The organism is Dokdonella sp. (genome assembly GCF_035511235.1).
Lineage (GTDB): Bacteria > Pseudomonadota > Gammaproteobacteria > Xanthomonadales > Rhodanobacteraceae > Dokdonella.
The window spans coordinates 81,500-106,585 of the sequence record NZ_DATKFQ010000006.1 but is presented as its reverse complement, the minus strand read 5'-3'; the positions used below and the strand labels follow the sequence as shown (position 1 = coordinate 106,585).

18 protein-coding genes are annotated in these 25,086 nt (G+C 72.6%); 5 read left to right on the top strand and 13 right to left on the bottom strand.

Annotation, left to right across the window (positions count from 1 at the left end; genetic code table 11):
- Positions 1 to 105: 105 nt before the first annotated feature.
- The 9 genes from VMR06_RS03585 to VMR06_RS03545 all read right to left on the bottom strand — a co-directional run bounded on the left by VMR06_RS03585 (position 106) and on the right by VMR06_RS03545 (position 11,653).
- Positions 106 to 363, bottom strand: a complete 258-nt coding sequence (locus VMR06_RS03585) for a hypothetical protein (protein WP_325373071.1) — start codon at positions 361 to 363, stop codon at positions 106 to 108.
- A 145-nt stretch (positions 364 to 508) separates the two neighbouring features.
- Complete coding sequence (locus VMR06_RS03580; protein WP_325373069.1) at positions 509 to 1,240, bottom strand: response regulator transcription factor; 732 nt, start codon at positions 1,238 to 1,240, stop codon at positions 509 to 511.
- Positions 1,237 to 3,891 carry a sensor histidine kinase KdpD gene (locus VMR06_RS03575; protein WP_325373067.1) on the bottom strand — a complete coding sequence of 885 codons (2,655 nt, stop codon included), beginning with the start codon at positions 3,889 to 3,891 and terminating at the stop codon, positions 1,237 to 1,239. Before VMR06_RS03575 ends, VMR06_RS03580 begins: the two co-directional genes overlap by 4 nt.
- Complete coding sequence (gene kdpC, locus VMR06_RS03570) at positions 3,888 to 4,490, bottom strand: potassium-transporting ATPase subunit KdpC (RefSeq protein WP_325373065.1); 603 nt, start codon at positions 4,488 to 4,490, stop codon at positions 3,888 to 3,890. Before kdpC ends, VMR06_RS03575 begins: the two co-directional genes overlap by 4 nt.
- Positions 4,491 to 4,499: 9 nt before the next feature.
- Positions 4,500 to 6,566 carry a potassium-transporting ATPase subunit KdpB gene (kdpB, locus tag VMR06_RS03565; protein ID WP_325373063.1) on the bottom strand — a complete coding sequence of 689 codons (2,067 nt, stop codon included), beginning with the start codon at positions 6,564 to 6,566 and terminating at the stop codon, positions 4,500 to 4,502.
- A 10-nt stretch (positions 6,567 to 6,576) separates the two neighbouring features.
- On the bottom strand, positions 6,577 to 8,280 hold the full coding sequence (gene kdpA / locus VMR06_RS03560) for a potassium-transporting ATPase subunit KdpA (RefSeq protein WP_325373061.1): 1,704 nt from the start codon (positions 8,278 to 8,280) through the stop codon (positions 6,577 to 6,579).
- 119 nt (positions 8,281 to 8,399) lie between these two features.
- On the bottom strand, positions 8,400 to 9,119 hold the full coding sequence (locus VMR06_RS03555) for a TorF family putative porin (RefSeq protein ID WP_325373059.1): 720 nt from the start codon (positions 9,117 to 9,119) through the stop codon (positions 8,400 to 8,402).
- A gap of 205 nt (positions 9,120 to 9,324) precedes the next feature.
- Entirely contained in the window at positions 9,325 to 10,545 is a 1,221-nt protein-coding gene (chrA, locus tag VMR06_RS03550) for a chromate efflux transporter (protein ID WP_325373057.1), read from the bottom strand.
- A 235-nt stretch (positions 10,546 to 10,780) separates the two neighbouring features.
- On the bottom strand, positions 10,781 to 11,653 hold the full coding sequence (locus VMR06_RS03545; RefSeq protein WP_325373055.1) for a DUF72 domain-containing protein: 873 nt from the start codon (positions 11,651 to 11,653) through the stop codon (positions 10,781 to 10,783).
- Positions 11,654 to 11,939: 286 nt separating this feature from the next.
- Here VMR06_RS03545 and VMR06_RS03540 point away from each other — a divergent pair, with 286 nt between their 5' ends.
- Positions 11,940 to 13,046: an NAD(P)-dependent alcohol dehydrogenase gene (locus VMR06_RS03540; RefSeq protein WP_325373053.1), complete on the top strand. Its 1,107-nt coding sequence runs from the start codon at positions 11,940 to 11,942 to the stop codon at positions 13,044 to 13,046.
- Positions 13,047 to 13,261: 215 nt separating this feature from the next.
- On the opposite strand, the gene VMR06_RS03535 is transcribed toward VMR06_RS03540, so the two are convergent.
- Positions 13,262 to 14,800 carry an FG-GAP repeat protein gene (locus VMR06_RS03535; RefSeq protein WP_325373051.1) on the bottom strand — a complete coding sequence of 513 codons (1,539 nt, stop codon included), beginning with the start codon at positions 14,798 to 14,800 and terminating at the stop codon, positions 13,262 to 13,264.
- 303 nt (positions 14,801 to 15,103) lie between these two features.
- Between VMR06_RS03535 and VMR06_RS03530 the strand changes: the two genes are divergently transcribed.
- A complete protein-coding gene (locus tag VMR06_RS03530; protein ID WP_325373049.1) occupies positions 15,104 to 15,364 on the top strand; it encodes a hypothetical protein in 261 nt (86 codons plus the stop codon).
- A 95-nt stretch (positions 15,365 to 15,459) separates the two neighbouring features.
- Here the strand turns inward: VMR06_RS03530 and VMR06_RS03525 are convergent, their stop codons facing one another.
- The gene (locus tag VMR06_RS03525; protein WP_325373047.1) at positions 15,460 to 15,846 is read right to left on the bottom strand and encodes a hypothetical protein; all 387 of its coding nucleotides are present in this window, start codon (positions 15,844 to 15,846) and stop codon (positions 15,460 to 15,462) included.
- A gap of 264 nt (positions 15,847 to 16,110) precedes the next feature.
- Here VMR06_RS03525 and VMR06_RS03520 point away from each other — a divergent pair, with 264 nt between their 5' ends.
- Positions 16,111 to 17,310: an NAD(P)/FAD-dependent oxidoreductase gene (locus VMR06_RS03520; protein WP_325373045.1), complete on the top strand. Its 1,200-nt coding sequence runs from the start codon at positions 16,111 to 16,113 to the stop codon at positions 17,308 to 17,310.
- A 139-nt stretch (positions 17,311 to 17,449) separates the two neighbouring features.
- Here VMR06_RS03520 and VMR06_RS03515 read toward each other — a convergent pair whose 3' ends face one another.
- Positions 17,450 to 20,116 (bottom strand): hypothetical protein, encoded by a 2,667-nt coding sequence (locus tag VMR06_RS03515; RefSeq protein ID WP_325373043.1) that lies wholly within the window; start codon positions 20,114 to 20,116, stop codon positions 17,450 to 17,452.
- Between the two features lie 143 nt (positions 20,117 to 20,259).
- A complete protein-coding gene (locus VMR06_RS03510; protein ID WP_325373041.1) occupies positions 20,260 to 21,459 on the bottom strand; it encodes a hypothetical protein in 1,200 nt (399 codons plus the stop codon).
- Between the two features lie 751 nt (positions 21,460 to 22,210).
- Between VMR06_RS03510 and VMR06_RS03505 the strand changes: the two genes are divergently transcribed.
- Positions 22,211 to 23,764, top strand: a complete 1,554-nt coding sequence (locus tag VMR06_RS03505; RefSeq protein ID WP_325373039.1) for a hypothetical protein — start codon at positions 22,211 to 22,213, stop codon at positions 23,762 to 23,764.
- A gap of 197 nt (positions 23,765 to 23,961) precedes the next feature.
- On the top strand, positions 23,962 to 25,086 hold the full coding sequence (locus VMR06_RS03500) for a serine hydrolase (RefSeq protein ID WP_325373037.1): 1,125 nt from the start codon (positions 23,962 to 23,964) through the stop codon (positions 25,084 to 25,086).

Here is a 25,086-nt window from a genome sequence, read left to right as displayed (position 1 = left end):
GCCTCGATCCGGTATCGAGAGCGGACGCCGATGCAGCGTTCGATCGGTCGGGTCAGGCCTTCATCGCACCCGGCCACCGCCACCGCACACTCACCGTCAACGCGCTCAGGACGCCGGCGGCGCCTCCGGCCCGCACAGGTCGAAACCCGGCTCGACGCCGGCCGCGGCGAGCATCGCCGCGACGCGGCCGTTGGCATAGGACTCGTCGGCCGGCCGCGTCAGCGCGAGAATCGCATCGGCCTCCGCGCCCCAGGCGCACGCGAATGCGCCGGGCTCCGGATGCGCCGCGACGATCTGCGGCAGCCGGCGCTCGAGCGCATCGAGGGCGGCGACCAGATCGGCGGCGGGCGCGGGCGTGTTCATGGCGCCGATCATGCGCGCGGCTGCTTGACCGGCACCCGAACCGGCGCGCTCGGCCCGGCCGCGCGAGCCCGGCGCCGGATCCAACCGTCCGTCCCGTAAGCCTTGCGCGGCATCCCGCTCGCGGCCTGAAACGCAAGGCCCGGCATCACCCTCGCGGCGCAGCGATGAAGCGCAGGCCGACGCCGGGCTCGGTCGCGATGTAGCGCGGCGCGGTCGCGTCGTCGCCCAGCTTCTGGCGCAGCTTGCCGACCAGGATGCGCAGGTAGTGCGTATCGTCCTGATGGTCCGGGCCCCACAGCTCGCGCAGCAGCTGCGGCTGCGTGACGACGCGGCCGGGGTGCTGCAGCAGCAGCGCGAGCAGCGCGAACTCGCGGCGGCTCAGCACGACGATCCTCCCGTCCAGCCTGACCTCGCGACGGCCCAGATCCACGTGCAGACGGCCGTCGTCGAACAGCGGCATCGCCGCCTCGCTGGCGGTGATGCGCGCACGCAGCAGGCTGCGGATGCGCGCCATCAGTTCCTGCACGCCGAACGGCTTGGTCACGTAGTCGTTGGCGCCGCCGTCGAGCGCGGCGACCTTCTCGGCCTCGCCGTCGCGCACGGTCAGCATGATCACCGGCACCTGCGACCACTGCCGCAGCTCGCGCAGCACGCCGTGGCCGTCCAGGTCCGGCAGGCCGAGGTCGAGCACGACCAGATCGGCGCCGTGCGCGGCCAGTTCGGCGAGGCCGGCGCGGCCGCTGCCGGCCAGCGCGACCGCATAGCCCTGCGCGCGCAGGCTGATGTCGAGGAAGCGCCGGATCTGCGGCTCGTCGTCGATCACCAGGATGCGGGCCGGTGGTGCGGAGGCGGTGGTCGGTGGTGGGCGATCGGTCAAGCCGGTGCCTGCGGCGCGGGGGTCAGCAGCGGCAGGGTAATCCGGATCAGCGTGCCGCGGCCATCCGGCCCCGGCAGCGCCTGCACGCTGCCGCCGTGCGCGCCGACCATGCCGCGGCAGATCGCCAGTCCCAGCCCGGTGCCGGGCCCGCCGCGGTCGCCGCGCTCGACGCTGTAGAACATGTCGAAGATGCGGTCGCGCTCGTCCTGCGGGATGCCCGGGCCGTGATCGCGCACGTCGATGCGCAGCGCGCCGTCGGCCAGCCTGGCATCCACCTCCACCGCCTGGTCCGGCGGCGAGAACCGGGCGGCATTCTCGAGCACGTTGAACACGGCCTGCTCGATCAGCGCCGGATGCACCCAGACCGGCGGCACGTCCGGCGCCACCGTGGTCTGCACGCGCACCTGCGGCTGGTAGCGCTGCAGGCGGCCGACCGCCGAGCCGAGCAGCTCGTCCACGCCGATCCAGTCGCGGTTGAGCTGCAGCCCGCTATGGCCCAGCCGCGTCATGTCGAGCAGGTTCTGGATGTAGCGGTCCAGCCGCTCGCCCTCGTGCTGGATCGTCTCGAGCAGGCTGCGCCGGTCCTCGGCGGCGATCGCGTCCCAGTACGAGGACAGGCTGCTGGCCGATCCGATCATCGCGGCCAGCGGCGAGCGCAGGTCGTGCGATACCGACGACAGCAGCGCCGAGCGCAGGCGCTCGGTCTCGCTGCTGACGCGTGCGTCTTCCAGCTCGGCGACCAGGCGCGTGCGCACGACCGCCTGCGCGACGTCCTCGGCCATCGCCTCGGCCAGCCGCCGCTGCTCCGGCAGCAGACGCGGCGCGCTCGCGTCCCAGCGCAGGCCGAGCACCCCGAGCGCACCGCGGTCGCCGCGCAACGGCAGGAATCCGTACGCGGCGCCGGCCAGCGTGTCGGTATCGCGGCCGGTCGCCTGGCCGTGCTGCAATGCCCAGTCGGCGGCGGCGCGGTCGATCTCCGACAGCGCCGCCGCGGGCGGTGCCTCGTGATCGTCCACGCGCAGCCAGACCTCGGCCGCCAGTGCGCGCGCCAGCGCCTTGCGGCCGGCGGACAGCACCTGGCCGAGGTCGGCCGCGCCGGCCAGCTCACGCCCCAGCGCCTGCAGTGCGGTGGCCTGCGCATTGGCCGCGCGCAGCGCCACCACCTGCATGCGCAGGCGCGAGGCCAGACGCCCGGCGACCAGCGCCGCGACCAGGAACAGCAGTACCGTCACCACGCCCTGGCGCGCGCCGATGTTCAGCGTGAAACGCGGCTCGATGAAGAAATAGTTGTAGGCGAGAAAGCCGAGCACCGCGGCGACCACGGCGGCGCTCATGCGCGTGCGCGCGGCCACCAGCACCACGGCGACGATGAACACCATCGACAGGTCTTCCAGGCCGAGCCAGCGCTCGGCCAGCCAGGCCATGCCGACCGCCAGCAGCGAGGCCACGGCGGCGAAGCCGATGTCGCCGTACAACCAGCCGCGGCGCGGATCGTCCGCGCGGCGCCGGGCACGGGCGCGGGCGCGCGCGCCCGGCGTGCTGATGATGACCAGCTCGTAGTGCGCGCCGCGCTGCAGGATCTGCTGCGTCAGCGTGCGGTTGAACATGCGCGCGAACGGCCGCTCGCGGGTGCGCCCCAGCACCAGGGTGGAGGCGCCGTTCTGCGCGGCATGGTCGAGCAGCGCTTCGGCGATGCGCGCGCCGCGCAGCACCTCGGTGTCGGCGCCGAGTCTTCGCGCCAGCGCGAAGGCCTGGTCGATCTCGCGCTGGCGCGTCGCGTCGACCGCATCGGTCGTCTGCACCGTCACCACGCTCCACGGCGCATCGCGGCGCTCGGCGATGCGCCGTCCCGCGCGCACCAGGTACTCGGACTGCCCGAAACCGTCGATCGCCACCAGCACGCGCCGCCGCAGCCGCAGGCCGGGCAGCCCGCGCGCGGCCTGGTCCTCGCGCAGATCGCTGTCGACGCGATCGGCGGCGGTCTGCATCGCCAGCTCGCGCAGCGCGATCAGGTTGGACGGCGAGAAGAACGCCTGCAGCGCCTGTGCGGCCTGCTCCGGCAGGTAGACCTTGCCCTGGTGCAGACGCTCGATCAGCTCGCGCGGCGGCAGGTCCACCAGCACGATGTCGCGCAGGCGGTCGAACACGATATCGGGCACGGTCTCGGCGACGCGCACGCCGGTGATGCGGTGCACGACGTCGTTGAGGCTTTCCAGATGCTGGATGTTGATCGTCGTGTGGACGTCGATGCCGGCATCGAGCAGTTCGATCACGTCCTGCCAGCGGCGCTCGTGGCGGCTGCCCGGCGCGTTGCGATGGGCCAGCTCGTCGACCAGCGCGATCTGCGGCCGCCGCGCCAGCAGCGCGTCCAGGTCCATCTCCTCGAGCCAGCGGCCCTGATGGGCGACGCGCCGGCGCGGCAGGATCTCCAGGCCCTCGGTCAGTGCCGCGGTTTCGGCGCGGCCGTGCGTCTCGACGATGCCGACGACCACGTCGCGCCCCTGCCGGCGCAGCTCGCGTGCGCGCGAGAGCATCGTATAGGTCTTGCCGACGCCGGGCGCGGCGCCGAGGAAGATCGTCAGCCGGCCGCCCTGCTCGCGTTGCAGATGGTCGATCAAGGCGTCGGCCTGGCGCTCGCGCGGGACGGTCATGGCGATATTGTGCGCTCCGCGCCGCTCGCGTCGAGCGCCAGGTTCAGCTCGAGCACGTTGATGCGCGGCGCGCCCAGGACGCCGAACTGCGGCGCCTCGGTATGCGCGGCGACCAGGCGCTCGACCTCGCCGGCCGGCAGGCCGCGCGCGCGCGCCACGCGGGCGATCTGGATACGCACCGCGGCCGGCGACAGGTGCGGATCGATGCCGCTGCCCGAGGCGGTGATCAGATCGCCGGGCACCTCGGCCGGGGTCACGCCCTCGCGGGCAGCGACCGCGGCGCGCGCCGCGTCGATGCGTGCGCGCAGGTCGGGGTTCGTCCGTGCCTGGTTGCTGCCGGCCAGCGCCATCGCGTCGTAGCTCGCGGCCGAGGGGCGCGGCCGGAAGTAGCGGTCGTCGGCGAACGGCTGCGCGACCAGCGCCGAGCCGATCACGCGGCCGTCGCGCTCGATCAGGCTGCCGGTGGCCTGGGCCGGAAACAGCAGGCGGCCGGCGCCGGCGGCGACCAGCGAGTACAGCAGGCCGAAGCCGAGCAGGACGACCAGGGCCAGCGCCAGCGCAGCGCGCCAGAGGTTCGGGGTCGGGATGGATGTGTTCATGGGCAGTCCTCAGGCGCCGCTGACGGCGGTCAGCAGCAGGTCGATCAGCTTGATCGCGGCGAACGGCAGCAGCACGCCGCCGATGCCGTAGACCAGCATGTTCCGGCGCAGCAGCGCGGTGGCGCCGGCCGGACGGAAGCGCACGCCGCGCAGCGCCAGCGGGATCAGCAGCGGAATGATGATCGCGTTGAAGATCAGCGCCGCGAGCACGGCATTCGCCGGGCTGGACAGCTGCATCACGTTCAACGCGCCCATCGAGGGAATCGCGGCCGCGAACAGCGCCGGCAGGATCGCGAAGTACTTCGACACGTCGTTGGCCAGCGAGAACGTCGTCAGCGCGCCGCGCGTGATCAGCTGCTGCTTGCCGATCTCGACCACCTCCAGCAGCTTGGCCGGGTCCGAGTCGAGGTCGACCATGTTGCCGGCCTCCTTGGCGGCCTGGGTGCCGGAATTCATCGCCAGGCCGAGATCGGCCTGCGCCAATGCGGGCGCGTCGTTGGTGCCGTCGCCAACCATCGCGACCAGCCGGCCGCCGGCCTGTTCCTGGCGGATCCGCGCCAGCTTGTCCTCGGGCCGCGCCTCGGCGATGTAGTCGTCGACGCCGGCCTCGGCGGCGATCGCGGCGGCGGTCAGCGGGTTGTCGCCGGTGATCATGACGGTGCGGATGCCCATCGCGCGCATCTGCGCGAACTTGTGCTTGATGCCGTGCTTGACCACGTCGGACAGCTCGACCACGCCGAGGACGTGGCCGCCGTCGCTGACCACCAGGGGCGTCGCGCCGCTGCGTGCGACCTGCTCGACCCGCGCGGCGAGCTCGACCGGCATGACACCGCCGAGCGCCTGCACGTGCCGCAGGATCGCGTCGGCCGCGCCCTTGCGGATCCGGCGCGGCGTCGCGCCGGAATCAGCGCCGAGATCGACGCCGGACATCCGCGTCTGCGCGCTGAACGCGACGAAAAGCGCCTGCTGCGGTTCCACCGGCTGCGCGCCCTGCTCGCGCGCCAGCCGCACGATCGACTTGCCTTCCGGCGTCGGATCGGCCAGCGAGGCCAGCATCGCCGCATCGCGCAGCCGCTCGCGATCGACGCCGGCCAGCGGATGGAAGCGCGTCGCCTGGCGGTCGCCGTGGGTGATCGTGCCGGTCTTGTCGAGCAGCAGCACGTCGACGTCGCCGGCCACCTCCACCGCCTTGCCGGACTTGGCCAGCACGTTGGCGGCCAGCGCGCGGTTCATGCCGGCGATGCCGATCGCCGGCAGCAGGCCGCCGATCGTGGTCGGGATCAGGCACACCAGCAGCGCGACCAGCAGCAGCGGATCGAGCCGGGCGCCGACGAAGCCGGCGACGAACGGCAGCGTCACGACGACGATCAGGAACGTCAGCGTCATCGTCAGCAGCAGCAGGCCGAGCGCGATCTCGTTCGGCGTCTTCTGCCGGTTGGCGCCCTCGACCAGCGCGATCATGCGGTCCAGGAAGCTGTGGCCGGGCTCGGCGGTGATCCGCACCACGATCTCGTCGGACAGCACCTGGGTGCCGCCGATCACGCCGCTGCGGTCGGTGCCCGCTTCGCGCAGCACCGGTGCCGATTCGCCGGTCACGGCCGACTCGTTGATCGTGGCCAGCCCCCTGACGATTTCGCCGTCGGCCGGAATCTGCTCGCCGGCCGAGACGACGACGTGATCGCCGGGCTTCAGGTCGGCCGCGGGCACGCGGCGCTCGGCGCCGCCGTGTGCGGGATCGACGCAGCGCGCGACCAGATCCTTGCGCGCGCGGCGCAGCGAGGCGGCCTGGCCGCGGCCGCGCGCCTCGGCGACGGCCTCGGCGAAATTGGCGAACAGCACGGTCACCAGCAGCAGCGCGGTCACCGCCCAGCCGAGGCCGGGTGCGGTGGTGCCGGCCAAGGTCAGGCCGGCGGTCAGCAGCGTGCCGAGCCAGACCACGGCCATGACCGGGTTCTTGAACGCGTGCTGCGGCGCCAGCTTGACGAACGCGCCGGCGACGGCGGCCCGCAAGCCGGCGCGGTCGAGCAGGGCCGGCGCGCGGCCGGCCTGATGCGAGGAAACGATGGAAGCGGTCATGTCGAAGGTCTCAGAGCGCGCGCAGGGCCAGGTGGTCGGCGATCGGACCGAGCACCAGCACCGGCATGAACTGCAGCAGGGTCAGGATCAGCACGACGGCGATCAGCGTCAGTGCGAAGGTCGGGGTCTCGATCCGGAGCGTGCCCGGACCGTCCGGCGCGGCGCGCTTGCGCGCCAGCGACGCGGCGATCGCCAGCGGAACGATCAGCGCCGGGTAGCGGCCGAGCAGCAGCGCCAGCGTCGTGCTGAGATTCCACCAGTAGGTCGCGTCGCCGAGTCCCTCGAAACCCGAGCCGTTGTTCGCGAACGCCGAGGTGTACTCGTAGAACACCTGGCTGATGCCGTGGAACGACGGATTGGAGGTGCCGGCGATCGACGGCAGCGCCAGCGTGATCGCGGTGAAGCCCAGCAGCACCAGCGGCTGCAGCAGCACCAGCGCGGCCAGCAGCTTCACCTCGTGGGCCTCGATCTTGCGGCCGAACAGTTCCGGCGTACGGCCGGTCATCAGGCCGGCCAGGAACACGCCGAGCAGCAGGTAGACCAGGAACTGCTGCAGACCGCAGCCGATGCCGCCCCAGATCGCGTTGACCAGCATGTTGCCGATCGTGACCAGTCCGGTCAGCGGCGCCAGCGAGTCGTGCATCGCATCGACCGATCCGTTCGAGGTCTGCGTCGTCACCGCGGCCCACAGCGCCGACGGCGCAGCGCCGAAGCGCACCTCCTTGCCCTCCATCAGCGCGACGTCGCCGGACGTGCCGGACAGGCTCTCCGACCACAGCGCCGCACCCGTCGAGGCCAGCGACATCGTCAGCATCGTGCCGAACACCAGGGCAGTCAGCGCGCGCCGGCCGGTGAACGCGCCGACCATGAACGTGATCGCGACCGGGATCAGGACGATCGCCAGCATCTCGAGCAGGTTCGACAGCGGCGTCGGGTTCTCCAGCGGCACCGCGCTGTTGGGTCCGTACCAGCCGCCGCCGTTGCTGCCGAGCTGCTTGACCGCGACCATCGGCGCGACCGGACCGACCGGGATCTTCTGTTCGGCCATCTGCGCCGAGGCATCGACCGGCACCACCGCCGGGCCGCCGTGCAGCGTCGAGGGCACGCCCTGCCAGGTCAACGCCAGCGACCACAGCAGGCACAGCGGCAGCAGCACGCGGACGGCCGGACGGATCACGTCGGCCCAGTAGTTGCCGAGGTCGGCCGGATCGCGGCCGCGCCCGGCGGCATCCGCGGTTTCGCGCCCGCCGAACAGGCCGCGCAGCGTCGCGGCGAGCAGGGCCAGCCCCATCATCGGCGTCGCCATCTGCAGGCCGACGATGCCGGTCATCTGCGCCAGATGCGACAGCTGCGCCTGGCCCGAGTAGTGCTGCTGGTTGGTATTGGTCAGGAACGAGACCATCGTGTGCAGGGCCAGATCCCAGCGCAGGTTCGGCGCGCCGTTGGGATTGAGCGGCAGCCAGGCCTGCGTCATGAAGACGATCAGGGTCAGCACGCCGACGACGAGGTTGCTGGCAAGGAATGCCCCGGCATACGCCTTCCAGCCCATGCCCTGCGCCGGATCGACGCCGAGCAGACGGTAGATCGGGCGCTCGATCGTGCCGAACGGCCGGTCGCCGCGCATCGGCGCGCCGCGCATCACCGCGGCCAGATAGCGCCCCAGCGGCCAGCCCAGGACGATCGCCAGCGCGAAAACGAGAATGAACTCAGTCATGGATGTCGTCCATCGCGGCGCGCACGCGCCGCGTGATCAGCAGGAACAGAACGGCGGCACCGGCGAGCACGCCTGTCAGCGCCAGCAGCGGATGAAGAAGCGACGTCATCGCGGCGCCCTCAGAACGTGGCCTGCAGCGCCGCCTCGACGCGCGAGCCGGCCAGCCCCGGGAACAGCGTTTTGGCGGCGCTGTCGGTGGCGTGCGCGGTCAGGCGCAGCTCGAACGGCGCCCGAAACGCCCAGACCGCACCGAGCTGCACATGCGCGTAGCCGTCGCCGTCGACACCGTCCAACGCGTAGTAGCCGGCCACGGTGTCCAGACGGACCTGATCGCTCAACGGCCACTTCGCGCCGAGCTGCGCATAGACGCCGGTCTCGCCGCTCGCCAGCGCATCGTTCGAGTAGCCGAGCTGTACCCAGTAATTCTGCTTCCAGGTCAGCAGGCCGATGGCCTCGGTCCAGTCGAGGTCGAGGCTCGCGGACAGATAGCGGTAATGGGTCAGATTGAGGTCGAGCGCCCAGTCCTCGGACAGCGCGCCGCTCCAGCCGAACGTGAGGTCGAGCTCGCTGCTCGCTTCGGTGTCCGCGGCGAACTCCACGGTCGAACCCCACACGGCGCCATACCAGCCGCCGCCGGTGCCGGCCTTGAAGCCGGCCTGCGCGGCCGGATCGCCGCGGCTCTGCGTGGTGCCGCGCCAGACGTAGTCGCTGGTCAATGCGGCCGAGCCGTCGAAGCGGGCGGCCGCGCCGACGGAGCTGGCCGTCAGCAGGGCGGCCGCCGCCACGGAGGAAACCAGTCGCACGGCGCCGGGCCTGCGCGAAAACGGACGAAAGGACATCGGGGCGATCCTGGCGGAAGGGGTTCCGCCGACCGCGAAAGTCTGGTCGCGCCGCGCGTAAAGCCGCCATGCGCAAGAACGCCGGGACCGTCAATTCCGCGTAAAAAGCGCGTCGCAGCGGCGCGCCGTCCGCCGCGATGGGTGCCCAGGCCGCCGCGGGCGGCCGCGAAGCCCGGCTGCCGGCTACCGGCACGCGCCGTGCGCGCTAGACCTGCAGGCCCGCGACGACCGACGCGGCGACGCAGCCGGCCACGATCCAGATCGAGGAGACCCGTGCGAACGCGAGCAGGCCGAAGCCGATCGCGGCGATGACCGCATCGGCCGGCGCGCGCACGCCTTCGGTCCAGACCGGATCGTAGAAAGCCGCCGCGAGCAGACCGACGACGGCAGCATTGATGCCGGCCATCGCGGCGGCGGCCTGGCGCTGCCGTGCCAGCCGCGCCCAGACCGGCAGCACCGCGAGCAGCAGCAGGAAGCCCGGCGCGAACACCGCGATCAGCGCGATCGCCGCACCGACGCCGGCCGGCGCGCCGACCGGAATCTCGGCACCGAGGAACGCGGCGAACGAGAACATCGGGCCGGGCACGGCCTGCGCGACGCCGTAACCGGCGAGGAAGGTATCGGCACCGACCCAGCCGGTATCGACCACGCCGTGCTGCAGCAGCGGCAGGACGACGTGGCCGCCGCCGAACACCAGCGCACCGGCCCGGTAGAACGCGCCGGCGATGCCGGCGGCGGTCGGTGCAGCGGCAGTCGGCGCCAGCGCGGCCAGGCCGAGCCCGGCCAGGAACAGCACCAGACACACCGCGCCGCCGCGAGGACCGTAGCGCAGCGGAAACATCGCGACCGCGGCCGTGCGCAGATGCCGGCACAGCCACAGGCCGAGCACGCCGCCGAGCGCGATCGCGAGAAGCTGCGCCCAGGCGGCGCCGCTCAGGATCACCAGCGCAGTAGCGCCGGCGGCGATCAGGAGCCGCGGCAGGTCCGGCGCCAGTTGCCGCAGCATGCCGAGCAGGCCGTGCGCGACGACGACCACCGCGACCAGCTTCAGGCCGTGCAGCGCCGACGCGCCGATGCCGGCGCCGAGCCGCGGCGCCACCGCCGCGAAGCCGAGCATCAGCAGGGCCGACGGCAGCGTGAAGGCCACGAACGCGGCCAGCGCGCCCGCGGCTCCGCCGCGAAACAGGCCGATCGCGAAGCCGAGCTGGCTGCTGGCCGGTCCGGGCAGGAACTGGCAGACGGCGAGCAGCTGCGCGAAACGCGCCTCGTCGAGCCAGCGGCGACGCAGCACGAACGCGTCGCGCATGTAGCCCACGTGCGCGATCGGACCGCCGAACGAGGTCAGCCCCAGCCTCAGAAACGCCAGAAAGACCTCGCCCGCGGTACCGGGCGGCCGGGTCTTCGTGTCGGCATCGGCGGGGTGCATCGGCGTCGGCATCGATCAGGCCTGGTTTCCGGTATCCGCGCCGCCGCAGCGCACTGGGCCGGGCGATGGCCGCCGTAGCGATCGCGGCGCCGCGCCTGCTCCCGTCACGAACGAGCCGGGGCGGCGCGGCGGTGCGCCAGATCGACCGGTCCGCCGCGCCGGCACCCGCCAATCTACCCGAGGCCGCGGCACGGCGAAATGACAGGCGCCAAACGCGCCGGACGGCACGGCGCGTTCAGCGCCGCGCATGCAGCCGCGCGATCAGCGCCTGCGCGTCGACCGGTGCCCGCACCTTGGCGTCGTTGTCGAAGTAGCAGTAGACGTCGCGGCGTACGCGGCGCGGCGCCGGCGGCGCGAGGCGCCGCGCATCGCCCGGCTCGCGCCCCTGCGCCCAGGCGCGGATCCGCCCGGCCCACCGATCGAGCGCGGCCCCGCCGTAGCCGCTCGTGTAGAGCTCGGCATCGCCGTGCAGGCGCACGTAGACGAAACCGGCGGTGACGTCCTCCAGATACGGCCAGCGTCCGGCCGTGTCGGCCACGACCAGGGCGACGCGATGACGACGCAGCAGCGCGACGAAGTCCGGATCGCAGAAGCTCTCGTGGCGCACCTCCAGCGCGTGCCGCAGCGGCCGCACTCGGTCGATCGCCAGCGCGCTGCGGCCGCGCATGCGCGCGATGTCGCGCCGGCGCGCCAGCGCGAGTGCCTGTCCGCTATCGCGCGGCAGCAGGCGCAGGAACGCATCGAGCTGCGCGGCGTCGTAGCGCAGCGACGGCGGCAGCTGCCAGAGGATCGGTCCGAGCTTGGCGTGCAGGCGCAGCACGCCGGACGCGAAGAAGTTGGCCAACGCCTGCTCGGTATCGCGCAGGCGCAGGATGTGCGTGATGTAGCGCGGCGCCTTGACCGAGAACACGAAGCGCGCGGGCGTGTCCTCGCGCCAGGCGCTGTAGCGCTCCGGCGTCTGCAGCGAATAGAACGAGCCGTTGATCTCGATGCTGTCGAGCCGGCCGGCCGCGTAGGCCAGCTCGCCGCGCTGCGGCAGATCCTTCGGATAGAAGTTGCCGCGCCAGGGTGCATAGCGCCAGCCGGAGATGCCGATGCGGATGCTCATCGGCACAGCTTGGCCGCCGGCGGGTTAATCGCGACCTGCCATGCGGCCGGCAGGGGGTGGTCCGGCGCGGTTCACACGGGCCGGGAACCGCGCGCGAGCTCCGGATCGTGCAGACCGGCGCGACGCGCGGCGCCGCGGCTCGTCGGCGCGCGGCGCCGTTCGCACCGCGCAGACCGCGACCGGTCCGGCTGCGCATCCGTTGGGCCGCGGCAGCGCCGATAGTGGCCGTGCCGGCGCCTGCGCACCGGTGCCGCGCATCGCGGCCGACTCGGGGAGCCCTGCCGTCATGGTCCGAATCAAGCGCATCGTCCGTTTCCTGCTGCTCGCGGCGATCGCCGGCGTCGCCGCGCTGGTGGTCGCGATCCGCTACGAGGCGCCGTGCCCTGCGCCTTCGGCCGACGCCGAAGGGCCCGATACGATGCGCGCCGTGGTCCATGCCTGCTACGGCAGCAGCGAGGTGCTCCGGCTGGCGCGGATCGCCAGGCCGGTGCCGGCCGACGACGAGGTACTGGTACGCGTGCATGCGGCCGCGCTGAACCCGCTCGACGTGCACGAGATGACCGGCAAACCGTACGTGATGCGGCTGTCGTCCGGGTTCGGCCGGCCCGAGGAGATTCGCGCCGGCGTCGACTTCGCCGGCACCGTCGAAGCGGTCGGCCGCGCGGTCACGCGCTGGTCGGTCGGCCAGGCGGTGTTCGGCGCGCGCAGCGGCGCACTGGCCGACTACGTCCTCGTGCGCGAGCAGCGCCTGATCGCGGCCAAGCCGCCGCAGCTGAGCTTCGAGGAAGCCGCCGCGCTGCCGATCGCCGCGACCACCGCGTTGCAGGGACTGCGCGATGCCGGCGGCCTGCGCGCCGGCCAGAGCGTGCTGATCAACGGCGCGTCGGGCGGCGTCGGCAGCTACGCGGTGCAGATCGCCAAGGCGCTCGGCGCCGAGGTGACCGGCGTGTGCAGCACGGGCAACCTCGCGCTGATGCGCGCGCTCGGCGCCGACCACGTGATCGACTACACGCAGAACGACTTCACCGAGCGGCCCGAGCGCTACGATCTGATCCTCGACAACGTCGGCAATCATTCGCTGCGCGACACGCGGAACGCGCTCAAGCCGGGCGGCACCCTGGTGCTGATCGGCGGCCCCAAGCGCGATCCGTGGCTGGGGCCGCTCGGCCGCTCGCTGCAGGCGGTGCTGAGCGCGCCGTTCGTCGAGGCGAACGTGACGACGATGCTGGCCGAGCTCAAGCCGGACGATCTGCGGACGCTGGCCGCGATGGCGGGCGCCGGTAGGCTCAAGCCGGTCATCGACCGCCGCTACCGGCTCGACGAGGTGGCCGCCGCGATCGACTACGTTGCGCAGGGCCATGCGCGCGGCAAGGTGATCGTCACGCTGGAATGACCTCGATCGCCGCGCGAGCGGCGTGCGGGCTCCGGGCTCGCGACTGCGGATCGTCACGGCGCATCGCGTCGATGACCTGCTGCGTCCGGTCGCGCGCACCAGCCGCGTACAGGTGACCGCGGCGCTGCACCGATACAAGGCCGCACGCTGGCGCGCGCGGTGGCCCGGCCTGACGATTCCTGCCGCGGGCCGCGGCGCACCGCGGCCGGCCCATCTCACTCGAACGGATCGACGAACAGGTAGTCGCTCTGGTACAGCACCTGGACCGCGCCGGCGTCGGTCGCATCGGCCTCGTCGTACAGATAGGCACCGATCGCCAGATCGACGCGGCTGTCGTCGTTGAAGTCGCCCGAGGCCAGCGCCGAGCCGAACTGCGTGTTCGGAACGGGCCCGGCGATCCGCAGCGGCGGCTTCGGCAGGATCGGCCGGATCGTCGACGGATCAAGCGAGCTCTCGCCGAGCCGCGGCATGACCAGCCAGACCACGCCGGCCGCGTCGACACCGTCGACGTCGGTGAACGGCGCGCCGATCGCCAGGCTGCGCGCCATACAGACGATGAAGACGCAGTCGTAGGCCAGACGCGCGCTCAGCAGCACGTTGCCGAAACGCGCATCGGACGAGTCGATGCCGGGCCGGACCGGCGGCGTCATGCGCTGGTTGCGCTCCGCATCGAGCCCGCTGGCCGATCCGTAGATCACGTGCACGGCACCGCCGCCGGCCGTGGTCGGCGCACCGATCGCCAGATCGTCGGGCGTTCCGGTCAGGCTGTCGAACTCGCTCGCGGTGAGCGCGTTGCCGAAACCGCCGGCCGTCGCGCAGTCGCCGAGCACGCCGAGCACGCCGGGCCGCCAGATCCGCGTCGCGCTGGTGACCACACCGGCCGCCGACCCGGCCAGCACGACCACGCCGCCGCCGCGATCCGAGCCGTTCGGACAGGTCGCGTTCGGCACGCCGACGGCGAGTTCGTCGTAGCCGTCGTCGTCGAAATCGCCGGCCGCGACCGCCCAGCCGTAGCGGTCGTCCTCGCGCGGCGCGAACGTCAGGCCGTCGTTGCTGCGATCGAACAGGCGCGCGCCGGGCGCGGCAAGCCCGGCCGGCGTGCCGTAGATGACCATGACCGCGCCGGCGCCGTCCTGGCCGGCGACGACCTGGCCGCGCAGGCCGATCGCCAGATCGTCGTAGCCGTCGTCATCGAAGTCGCCGCTGGCCAGCGCATTGCCGAGATGCGCCTGCGCCACCGGACTGCCGGGAAACGTGCCGCCGGCGCGGATCGTCAGCTGCACCGACCAGGTGCCGTTGACGGCGCGGTCGAGCACGTAGACCGTGCCGGCGCCGGCGGACCCGCCGACGTTGACGAACGGATGGCCGACCGCGATCTCGTCGCGGCCGTCGCCGTCGAAATCGCCGCGCGCGAACACGCCGGACTGAAACGGCGTCGTGATCGTCGAAGGCAGGAACGGAATCACCGGCTGCGTCGTCGACAGAGTCCAGGGCGTGCCGAGCGCGACGCGCAGACGCGTGCTGCCGCTCTCGGCGATCGCCAGGTCGTCGATGCCGTCGCCGTCGAAATCGCCGCCGACGATGCCGCGGCCGAAGCCGGCGCCGGCTGCGTCCACATACGGATTGCGCAGCAGCAGATTGCGGTACGAGCCGACCTGGTCGGCGGCCGACACCGGAGCGGCGAACAGCGCTACGGCGAGCCACGCCCCGCTGCGCCGCAGCCGGACGGCGGATAGGATCGTTGCGATCGACATCGGAAGCTCCTGTGGACAGCGGATGTCGTATCCACGCCAAACGCCGCGCGCAGGGGCCACGCGACACGGACCGGGGACGATCGGCCCGGCTCGGCGCCGATCGAGGACCGCGTGCACGCCGCCTCGAGCGGCACGCGCGCGACTCCCGATGCGTCAACTTCTGTGTCTTGATCTGCTCGCCGCGAGCAAGCGTGACGGACCCGGCACATCGCCTGATGCGGCCTCTCTACGATGCGCACCGGCCGCCGCCCTGCACGACGGCCATCGGTTTCATCGCATCTGCCGTATCGAGGTATCCGCCGCGTGAAGTTTGCGGTCACGACCACCAAACTGTTCTACGACAGCGCCGAGGAGATCGAGCGACTCTCCCGTCTGGGTTTCCACTTCCAGCCGGCCCTGGCGCACGCATCCGATGCCGATACGCCGGGACCGATGCGCATCAGCGGACGGCCGACGATCAAGCTGACCGCGCTGGCGGCCCTGATCGCGTTCGCGCGCGAACATGGCGGGCGCATCACGCTCGATGCGCAGGAGCGCGAGATCATGCTGTTGAACGGCGGTTGACCGGCCCGCATCGTCCGCGGCAGACACTGCGCCGGCAGCTTCGGCCGCCGCCGGTCGCGATCGAGCGCTCGCGCTGCAGCGGCGGCGGCGTGGTCTCAGCTCAGCCAGGCCTGCAGATTGTCGATCGCCCGTTCGCGCGCGTACGGACGGTCGCCGGACGGCGCGTAGACCGTGCCCTGGTAGTCGACGATCAGATCACCGAGCTCGCCTTCGACGTCGTCGGTCTCCTCGATCACGATCTCGAGCGTCTCCAGTGCCTCGTCGACATCGGCCGCCGGGACCGGCAGCTGCAACAGCGCGACCCAGCCGGTGCTGCCGGCGGCCTGCGCCTCATCGCGGGCCTGTGCCTCGATCGCGGCCAGGCGTGCGGCATAACGTGCCTGCGCCGGCCCCTGCGCGGTGAACACCGCGACCGAATCGCCGGGCTGCTGCAGGTCCTTGCCGTTCGCGTCTTCGTGGCTGGATACGACGACGAAGGTCATGGCGAACGCTCCCGCGAATAAGAAGCCGCCAGCCTAACCGGATCGCGCGCGCTTGCCGAGCGCGGCGATCGGCGGCCGTGCCGCCGCCGTCGCGTATCGATCGGGCCCGTCATGCCGGACTGCGCCGCCGCTGCGACCGGCCCGCGCCTGACCTACAATGCCGCCCCTTCGAAAAGCCGGGCCTTCGATGTCGTCCATCGCTCCGATCGCCGCCGGCCGGCCGCGGATGCCCGCGCGTCCGGCGTACCGTTGCGGCGCGCGGGCATGAGCAGCGCCGATCTCGACGCGATCGTGCTCGGCGCCGGCGCGGCCGGGCTGATGTGCGCGATCGCAGCCGGCCGGCTCGGCCGCCGCGTGCTGGTGCTCGATCATGCCAACAAGCCCGGCAAGAAGATCCTGATGTCGGGCGGCGGCCGCTGCAACTTCACCAATACCGGCACCTCGCCGGCGCAATATCTCGGCGCCAATCCGCATTTCTGCAAGTCCGCGCTGGCGCGCTACACGCCGCAGGACTTCATCGATCTGGTCGACCGCCACGGCATCGCCTGGCACGAGAAGGAACTGGGCCAGCTGTTCTGCGACGACTCGTCCAGGCAGATCGTGCGCATGCTGCTCGACGAATGCGAGGCGGCCGGCGCGCGCGTGCAGGTCGCCTGTCCGGTCGAGCGCGTGCGGCACCACGGCGACCACTTCCGCGTCGACACGGCCCAGGGGCCGTATCGCGCACCGGCCCTGGTCGTGGCGACCGGCGGCCTGTCGATTCCGAGCATGGGCGCGTCGGGCTTCGGCTACGCGCTGGCGCGCCAGTTCGGCCATGCGGTGCGCGCGACGCGCGCCGGCTTGGTGCCGCTGACGCTGAGCGGCACGCACCAGACGCATCTGGCCGATCTGGCCGGCGTCGCGCTGCCGGTCGAGGCGCGCTGCAACGGCGCGGCGTTCCGCAATCAGCTGCTGATCACGCACCGCGGCGTCAGCGGCCCGGCGATCCTGCAGATCTCCTCGTACTGGCAGCCCGGCGACGATCTGCGGCTGGACCTGCTGCCCGATCGCGATGCGGCGCGTTGGCTGCTCCAGATGCGCCGCGAACGGCCGGCGGCCGAACTCAGGACCGTGCTCGCCGAGGTGATGCCGCGCCGGTTCGCGCAGCGCCTGTGCGAGGTCTGGCTGCCGAGCCGGCCGCTGCGCCAGTACGGCGAGGCGCAGCTGCGCGAGACCGCCGCCGTGCTCGCCGCCTGGCCGCTGATCGCCAGCGGCAGCGAAGGCTACCGCACCGCCGAGGTCACGCTCGGCGGCGTCGACACCGATCAGCTGTCGTCGAGCACGATGCAGTCGCGCCTCGTCGAGGGCCTGTACTTCGTCGGCGAAGTCGTCGACGTCACCGGCTGGCTCGGCGGCTACAACTTCCAGTGGGCCTGGGCCTCGGGCCACGCGGCGGGCCTGGCGCTGGCCGCTCGCGCCGGGTGAGTCCCGGCGCTCGACGTGCCGGTCTGCGGCGGCGGCCGAGGTGCGGGCGGCGGCGCAGACCTCGACCGCCGCACGCCGGCTGCGGCGCTCGTCGAGACCGCCGCGCAGCAGCGACCCGCAGCGCGCCGCCGGCCTCGGTCTATTCCTCGAAATCGTCGCAGAACAGCGCCTCGGCGATCAGCCGGTAGGCCAGCAGACGCCGCTCCCCGCTCTGGCTGTTGCGCACCGCGCTGCCGACCAGCACGCTGCCGCCGTCGGCGAACGCGCGCACCACCAGGTCGACGCTCGGCGTCGCGCCGCCGACGTGGCTGGTGTGGTCGATCGTCACGCGCCCGTTCTGGCCGAAGCAGCGATCGCGCGCCAGGCCCGCGGTGAGCCGCAGCAATGTGTCGTCGGCACTGCCGGTCGAGGTGCCGACTTCGAGAAACGGTGCGCCGGCACCGCCATGGGCGTGCGCCTGCCGGGCGGCGTAGCCATCCACCGCGACCATGATCGGCTCGGGCGCCGAGACCGTATAGGTGCGCGGCGCGCGGGTCAGCGTCGCCACCGCGTAGCTGCCATCACCGATCGGCGTGAACAAGCCGGGCGACAGCAGCACGTCGTCGAAGAACACCTGGTCGGCGCGCGCGGCCGGCACGACGAGGGTGATGCGCTGGTCGGTCGCCAGGCCGAACGGCGGCACCGACAGCACCACGTGCTGGCGCGCGGACCATTGCCGCGTCGCCGGCAGCAGCACCATGTCCGGATCGCCGTAGCAGTCCGGCAGACCGTGCACCGCGCAGCTGGGCGCGAGCTTCGCCGCGGCCGCCGGCCGGCTCGTCGTCACCACCGCCGGCGCGCTGCGCAGCACGTCGTAGGTCGCGCCGGCATCGAGCGTCGCCACCGCCACGCCGTCGAGCCAGACGCGGGTGTCACCCTCGTGCGCCAGCACGCGCAGATGCTCGCCGCCCGGCAGCAGCGGACTCGGCGTGAAGACGAAGCGCGTGCCCCAGCCGTCGACCGGCTGCTGCTGTTCGGCGGCGAGGTCGCAGAACTCGATGCCGGCCGGCACCTGCGCGCAGGTGTGCCCGCCGAGCACCGCGATCGGCTTGTCGCCGACGATGTGGGTGCCGGTCAGATCCTGACCGCTGTTGTTGATCCACAGATGGTAGGTCTGGCCGCGCTGCAGCGTGACCGCATAAGGCACGCCGGCGGCATGGCCGGCGACGGCGACCGCCGGCGTGATCCAGACCGTGGTCGCGTTCTCCACGGCCGTGACCACCAGCTGGCTGCCGGGCCCGAGGCCGTCGCCCCAGGCCATCAGCCGGTACTCGCGGCCGAGGCGCTCGGTCGGCGTCGCGACGAAGCTGTCCAGCGAATAGCGGCGGCCGTTCATCACCACCACGCTGACCGGCGCCTGCGCGGCGACGCGGACCGCCAGCGGCAGCGGCAGATCGTGGTCCGGGTTCTGCAGCGCGATCGGCAGCGTGATCTCGGTGGTGGCATCGGCCACCGTCGCGAACGGGATCGCGATGCCGAGCGCGGCATTGCTGATCGTGCCGGTGGTCGCCAGGCCGCTGCTGATCAGCAGCTTGACGAACTGCTGCTCGGGCTCGGTATCGGCCGTTCGCGGGAAGCCGATCCAGAAGTCGGTGCCGGTGTCGGTGATCGCGTCGGGCTGCCCGGTGACCTCGCGCGCGGCGATCAGCGCACGGCCCATGCCGTCCAGTTCGAGCGAGGCCAGCGTGGCATTCGCGCCGAGCGTACCGTCGACGTCCTCGACGCGCCGGCCGCCGCTGCCGACGCCGCCATCGGGCGAGCCGTCCGGCAGCACGCCGGCGAGCAGCGCGACCGTCATCGGCGGATCGGTCAGCGTCGCATCGCCCAGCGCCAGCAGCCGTCCGTCCGGACGCAGCACCAGATCGCGGGCGCGGTCGGCGTTGTCGGCGCCCAGATCGAACGCGAACGTGCGGATGCCGTTGCCGTTGAACGCGGCATCGAGCCCGCCGGTGGCGTCGAACTGCACCAGGCCCAGTTCGTGGTCCAGGGCGTTGCCGCTCGACAGCAGGAACTGGCCGAGCACAGCGATGCGCCGGTCCGGCCGCACGACGAGCGCCTCGTAGTGCTGGCTTGCGATGCCCGGCAGCGGCAGCGGCGCCGGCACCAGGCCGGTACCGCCGCCGAAACCGGCGTCCGGCACGCCGTCGGCGGTCAGGCGCGCGACGAACGGACGCTCGGATATATCGGCTGCCGTGCAATTGCCGACCACGGCGATCATGCCGTCCGGCGCGATCGCGGCGTCGGTGACGCGGCAGACCTCGTCGGCGGCGGCCAGCACGCGCAGCGTGCGGCAGCCGTCGCCGTCGAAGCTGACGTCGAGATTGCCCGCGGCCGCCAGACGGCAGACGATCGCCGGATAGGCACCGGTCTCGCCGGGTACGGCGCGCAGACCGCCGAACACGATCGGCTTGCCGTCGGCCTGCAGCACCGCGCCATCGAGCACCAGCGCCTCGGTCTGCGCGATCAGGCCCGCCGGCAGCACCGTGCGGCGGCGGCCGTCGCCGCCGGGTCCGAAGCTGCCGTCGGGCTGGCCGGCGCTGTCCAGGCGCCCGATGAACAGCGCGGCCGGATCGTCCGGCGCGTCGCCGAACAGCCACAGACGGCCCTGCGGGCTGCGTGCGAACGCGCGCAGCTGGACCTGATCGGTTTCGGCGAAGCCGAACGAGCGGCGGCCGGCGTCGCCGAAGGCGGCATCGAGTCCGCCGTCGGCGGCGAGGGCGGATGCCGATGCGCAGCAGGCGATCAGCACGAGGGACGACAGACGCATGGTCGGGCTCCGTAGGGGGTCCCTCCCACATACGGCGCCGGAGCCGGCCGGGGATCATCGTCCGATCGATGCGCGCGGCGGACGCAGCGAGCGCGCCGCGTACGCCGCGGCAGCGGGCCGCGGCGCGCGGCGCGCCGACGGCCTCAGTCGAAGCCGTCGGCGAACAGGCCGTCGCGGTCGAACGTCAGCACCGCGCCGTGCAGCGCATAGTCGGCATCCATGCCGTTCAGCAATACGTGGCGGCCATCGGTCGAGACCGAGTTGGCGACCAGCTCCCAGCCCTCGCCGCCGAACGCGTAGCCGGCCGCGGCGATGCGCTCGATCAGGCTTTCGGCGCCGCCTTCGCGCGTCCAGCGGAACGGCTTGTTGACGACGACGATGCCGAACGGCGTCTCGGTCTGCTCGGTATAGGTGCCGACGATCACCGCGCCGTCGGCACTGATCGCCATCGCGTAGTACGGCGCCATCGCGCCGGCCGGCAGGCCCGAGGTGTCGAGGTAGACCGCGCCTTCGGCCTCGGTCCAGTACCAGGCGCGGCCGCGGTCCGGGTGCGGGTCCGGCTCGCCGCCGTAGCCGCCGCCGATCAGCACCGTGCAGTCGGCATTGCAGGCGACGACCTGGCCGAGCGTGTGGCCGCCGCCGTCCTCGAGCAGCTCGATCGCGCCGTCGACCCAGCGCGCGCCATAGAGATAGCGGGTCGGCCAGCCCCATTCGTCGGTGCCGAGCACCGAGACGTGACCCCCGACGATGCGGCCGTCGTCCGAGGCGGCCCAGGCCTCGCCGCCGTCCATGCCGGCCGGCACCGGCAGCATCCGTTGGCCGCGATCGGCATCCCACTGCCACGGCTGGAACGGCAGGTCCGGATCGCCGCCGTAGCCGACGACCTGGCTGCCGTCGCGGCTGAGGCCCATCGCCAGTGAGCTGATCTGGTCCATGCCGGACAGGATCGTCCAGCCGAAGATGCCTTCGTAGACGCGCGGGTTGGAGACCAGCAGCTTGCCGTCCTCGCGCATGTAGTTGGCGACGACCGTGCTGCCGTCCGGATTGGCGAGCGGCGTGACGTTGATCAGGCCGAAGGTCGGGCCGCCGCCCAGATCCTCGGCGGCCGCGGCATCGGGCAGCCAGCGCAGCGTGTTGCCGCTGGTCATGTCGGCGCCGTAGACGGTGCCGTCGCCGGTGACCCGCGACGGCTGCGGTGCGCCGAGGCCGGCGTACGGCAGCTCGCGAAGCAGCAACGGCGCCTCGGCGGCGGCGGTCCCGGCCAGGCCGAGCGCCAGTGCGCAGGCCAGCACGGCGATCGCGGGTGATACGGGTCGGCACGCGGGGAATGGCGGTCGGAGCATGGAAGAGTCCTCGGACGGGGCCGGTCCCGCGGACCGGCGAGGCCGTGACGATCGCGTGACGGCGCCCCCGGCGCATTCGCATCGCGCTCCAAACCCAGCCGAAAACCATGCCTGCCCGATCGACGTCATGCCGACGCCCGCAGCGTGACGCGCATCGGTCCGGTCCGCGGCCGCGCTGGCGCCTATGGCGTCCCGGCGACCGGGATCGGCGACGTTGCCGCCGCGATTCGGCATTTTTCGGCGAAGAAGCGCGCACGCCGACTTCGCGCCGCGGCATCCCGTCCCTGCCCGCAAGCGGACACAGCGCTCGATTTTCGTCCACGGATCGTCCACGGCGCGCCGGCGATGCGCCGCAACCGGATCGCGCTGCCTACACTCCGCGCCGTTGGTCGCCATCCGCGCTCGCCGCGGATCGAAGACGAACCGCCATCGCATCGCCGGCGAATGCGGCGGGCCGCCCCGGCCGCCATCATCCGCCGGTTCCGACGTCCCGATCGGACACCCACCGCTCCACGATCCGCTCGCCGATGAACCCGACGACTCTCCGAACTCCGCCGCCGCGCTCCCCTGGCACAGCGGCATCCCTGCGGCCACGCGCCGCGATTCGACGCGCCAGCACCGATCCGCCGACCGGCTGAGGGCGTACCCGCGGCCGCTCCGCCGATCCGGCCTCCGCGCGGCTGCCCGCAGCCGCGGCGGCGAGCCGCGCCCGGCCGGCACACGACTTTTCTGCAACCCCGAAGGACCCGAGATGACCACGATCCCCCTGCCCTCCACCGGACGCCGGCTCGCCCTGGCGGCCTCCGCCCTGCTTGCCGTGCTCGCCGGACCGGCGCTCGCGAACAAGCCCGGCTACGTCGAAGCGCGGCGCGGCGACGCGCCGGCGATGACGACGATCGCCGGCAGCCCGCTGACCGTGCTGGTCGGCGCCGAGCATTCGTTCCAGATCGTCAACGACCAGGTACCCGGCTCCGGCCAGATCTTCCCGTCGCAGACCACCGGCCTGGCCGACATGGGCTGGATGGTCCGCGCCGGCGGCACGCTGTACACGCCGGACTTCGGCAGCCATCCGGCCGGCACGGCCACCTCGGGCCTCGGCAGCGTCACGCCGTACGCCGCCGGCACGATCAGCGGCCCGGCCGGCAGCGGCTCGGAGGCCGATCCGTTCGTCGTGACCGTCGAGGCCGCGCTCGGCGGCTCGGGCCTGACCAGCCGCCAGGAGGTGCGCTACGTCAACGGCAAGAACTTCTTCACGAAGCGCTTCACGCTGACCAATACCGGCGCGGCGCCGCAGACGGTGCAGATCTACCTCGGCGGCGACATCTACCTGGCCGCCAGCGACAGCGGCATTCCGTATCGCGAGGCCGCCTCGGGCAGCCCGGGCGGCAGCGACTGCGGTTCGCCGGCCAGCTACTACATCCTCTACATCCCGCAGACGCCGGCCGACCGCTACACCGGCAATGGCTACAGCACGGTCTGGTCGCAGATCGGCAGCGGCGATCTGGACGGCGCGCTGGCCAGCCCCAGCTGCATGGACAACGGCGCCGCGCTGCAGTGGAACCGTACGCTGGCCGCCGGTGCCAGCGTGACGATCCTGGCCGCGACCTCGTTCGGCGAGATTCCGTCGATCGCGCAGTTCGACGTCAGCAGCGTCACGCCGGCCAGCGGCGCGCAAGGCGCGACCGTGCCGGTCACGATCCGCGGCATCGGCTTCGCCGACGGCATGTCGGTCGCGTTCGGCAGCGGCATCAGCGTGGCCGACCTCGACGTCGTCGACGCCGCCACCGCCACCGCGACGCTGACGATCGCCGCCGACGCGACGGTCGGTCCGCGCGACGTCACCGGCACCAACGCCGGCGGCACGCTGACCGCGACGCTGCGCAACGGCTTCCAGGTCACCGGCAGCGGCGGCCCGCCGACCGATCCGTTCACGCTGACGCGGGTCACCCCGGCGGCCGCCCTGGTCGGCGCGACGCTGCAGGTCACGCTGCAGGGCACCGGCTTCGCGAGCGGCATGACGGTCGCGTTCGGCGACGGCATCACCGTGTCCAACCTCGCCGCGACCGGCGCGACCACCGCGACCGCGACGCTGGCGATCGCCGCGGACGCGGTGCCCGGCCCGCGCACGGTGACCGGCACCAACGCCGCCGGCGATCAGAACGCCAGCCTGCCGAACGGCTTCACGGTGCTGGCCGGCAGCGGCGAGCCGCCGGCCGCGCAGGCGGTGCCGTCGCTGGGTTTGTCGGGCCTGATGCTGCTGATGCTCGGCCTGGCCGCCGCGGCCTGGACGATCTTCCGGCGCTGAGATCGCACGGCGCGGCGCCGATGAGGCGCCGCGCACGGCTCGAACGGGGGAGCGGCCACGCCGCTCCCCTTTTTCGTTCAGGATCTCCGTACGCGAGCGTCTTCAGCGACTTGCAGCGATTCTTCAGCGCAGCTTCCGGCACTTCATTCGGCGCACGGCTCTACTGCGGGCTCCTCGTCCCCGCTCCGGAGCCTTCGATGCGCCTGCACCTGACCTTCCTGCTCGCCGCCCTGCTGCCGTCCGCCGCCGCCGCGGCCGACTACGCCGTGCCGGACCGCAGCGACGACGGCTGGGCCGTCGCCGACGCGCGCTCGGCCGGCTGGGATCTGGCCCCGTTCGCAACCGCCGAGCGCAACATCGCCGACGGCACCTGGAAGGGCGTCACCAGCCTCCTCGTCGTCCATCGCGGCGCCCTGGTCTACGAGCGCTACTTCAACGACGGCGCGCGCGACCGCCTCAACGACACGCGCTCACTGACCAAGAGCCTGACCGCGCTGCTGGTCGGCGCCGCGATCGACCGCGGCCTGATCCCCGATGCGCAGACACGCGTCGCGACCTACTTCGCCGACCGGCGCCCCTTCGGGCATCCCGACCCGCGCAAGGACGCGATCACGGTGGAGGATCTGCTGACGATGAGCTCGCTGCTCGAGTGCAACGACGAGAATCAGTTCTCCAGCGGCAACGAGGAGCGCATGTACGTCAGCGAGGACTGGATCGGCTTCGCGCTCGGTCTGCCGATCAAGGGCTTCGCGCCGTGGGAGAGCAAGCCGGCCGACAGTCCGCACGGGCGCGCGTTCTCGTACTGCACGGCCGGCTCGTTCCTGCTCGGCGCGCTGGTCGAGCGCGCGACGCATCAGCCGCTGCCGGCGTTCTCGCGCGAGGCGATCGAACGGCCGCTCGGCATCGCATCGGTGCAGTGGAACTTCGCGCCCGACGGCACCGCGATGGGCGGTGGCGGCACGCGCCTGCGCAGCCGCGATCTGGCCAAGCTCGGCGAACTGCTGCGCGCCGAGGGCCAGTGGCACGGCAAGCCGGTGATCTCCAGGGCCTGGGCGCGCGCGATGCTGACCGTGCGCGCGCAGGCCCGCGACGACGCCGACTACGGCTACCAGATCTGGCGCTTCCGCTTCCCGCACGGCGACAAGCAGCAGCCGGCCTGGGCGATGTCCGGCAATGGCGGCAACTACGTGTTCATCGTGCCGGAGCTCGATCTCGTCGCGGTGATCACCAGCACGGCCTACAACCAGCGCTTCGCGCATCCGCAGTCGCAGGGCATCTTCCGCGACGTCGTGCTGGCCGCGCTGCCGGCGGCGGCGCGCTGA

Coding starts and splice junctions, on each gene's coding strand:
- kdpA (WP_325373061.1), bottom strand. CDS start 8,280: ATGACTGAGTTCATTCTCGTTTTCGCGCTGGCGATCGTCCTGGGCTGG.
- VMR06_RS03525 (WP_325373047.1), bottom strand. CDS start 15,846: ATGACCTTCGTCGTCGTATCCAGCCACGAAGACGCGAACGGCAAGGAC.
- chrA (WP_325373057.1), bottom strand. CDS start 10,545: ATGCACCCCGCCGATGCCGACACGAAGACCCGGCCGCCCGGTACCGCG.
- VMR06_RS03575 (WP_325373067.1), bottom strand. CDS start 3,891: ATGACCGTCCCGCGCGAGCGCCAGGCCGACGCCTTGATCGACCATCTG.
- VMR06_RS03555 (WP_325373059.1), bottom strand. CDS start 9,119: ATGTCCTTTCGTCCGTTTTCGCGCAGGCCCGGCGCCGTGCGACTGGTT.
- kdpB (WP_325373063.1), bottom strand. CDS start 6,566: ATGACCGCTTCCATCGTTTCCTCGCATCAGGCCGGCCGCGCGCCGGCC.
- VMR06_RS03515 (WP_325373043.1), bottom strand. CDS start 20,116: ATGCGTCTGTCGTCCCTCGTGCTGATCGCCTGCTGCGCATCGGCATCC.
- VMR06_RS03535 (WP_325373051.1), bottom strand. CDS start 14,800: ATGTCGATCGCAACGATCCTATCCGCCGTCCGGCTGCGGCGCAGCGGG.
- kdpC (WP_325373065.1), bottom strand. CDS start 4,490: ATGAACACATCCATCCCGACCCCGAACCTCTGGCGCGCTGCGCTGGCG.
- VMR06_RS03510 (WP_325373041.1), bottom strand. CDS start 21,459: ATGCTCCGACCGCCATTCCCCGCGTGCCGACCCGTATCACCCGCGATC.
- VMR06_RS03540 (WP_325373053.1), top strand. CDS start 11,940: ATGGTCCGAATCAAGCGCATCGTCCGTTTCCTGCTGCTCGCGGCGATC.
- VMR06_RS03500 (WP_325373037.1), top strand. CDS start 23,962: ATGCGCCTGCACCTGACCTTCCTGCTCGCCGCCCTGCTGCCGTCCGCC.
- VMR06_RS03545 (WP_325373055.1), bottom strand. CDS start 11,653: ATGAGCATCCGCATCGGCATCTCCGGCTGGCGCTATGCACCCTGGCGC.
- VMR06_RS03520 (WP_325373045.1), top strand. CDS start 16,111: ATGAGCAGCGCCGATCTCGACGCGATCGTGCTCGGCGCCGGCGCGGCC.
- VMR06_RS03585 (WP_325373071.1), bottom strand. CDS start 363: ATGAACACGCCCGCGCCCGCCGCCGATCTGGTCGCCGCCCTCGATGCG.
- VMR06_RS03505 (WP_325373039.1), top strand. CDS start 22,211: ATGACCACGATCCCCCTGCCCTCCACCGGACGCCGGCTCGCCCTGGCG.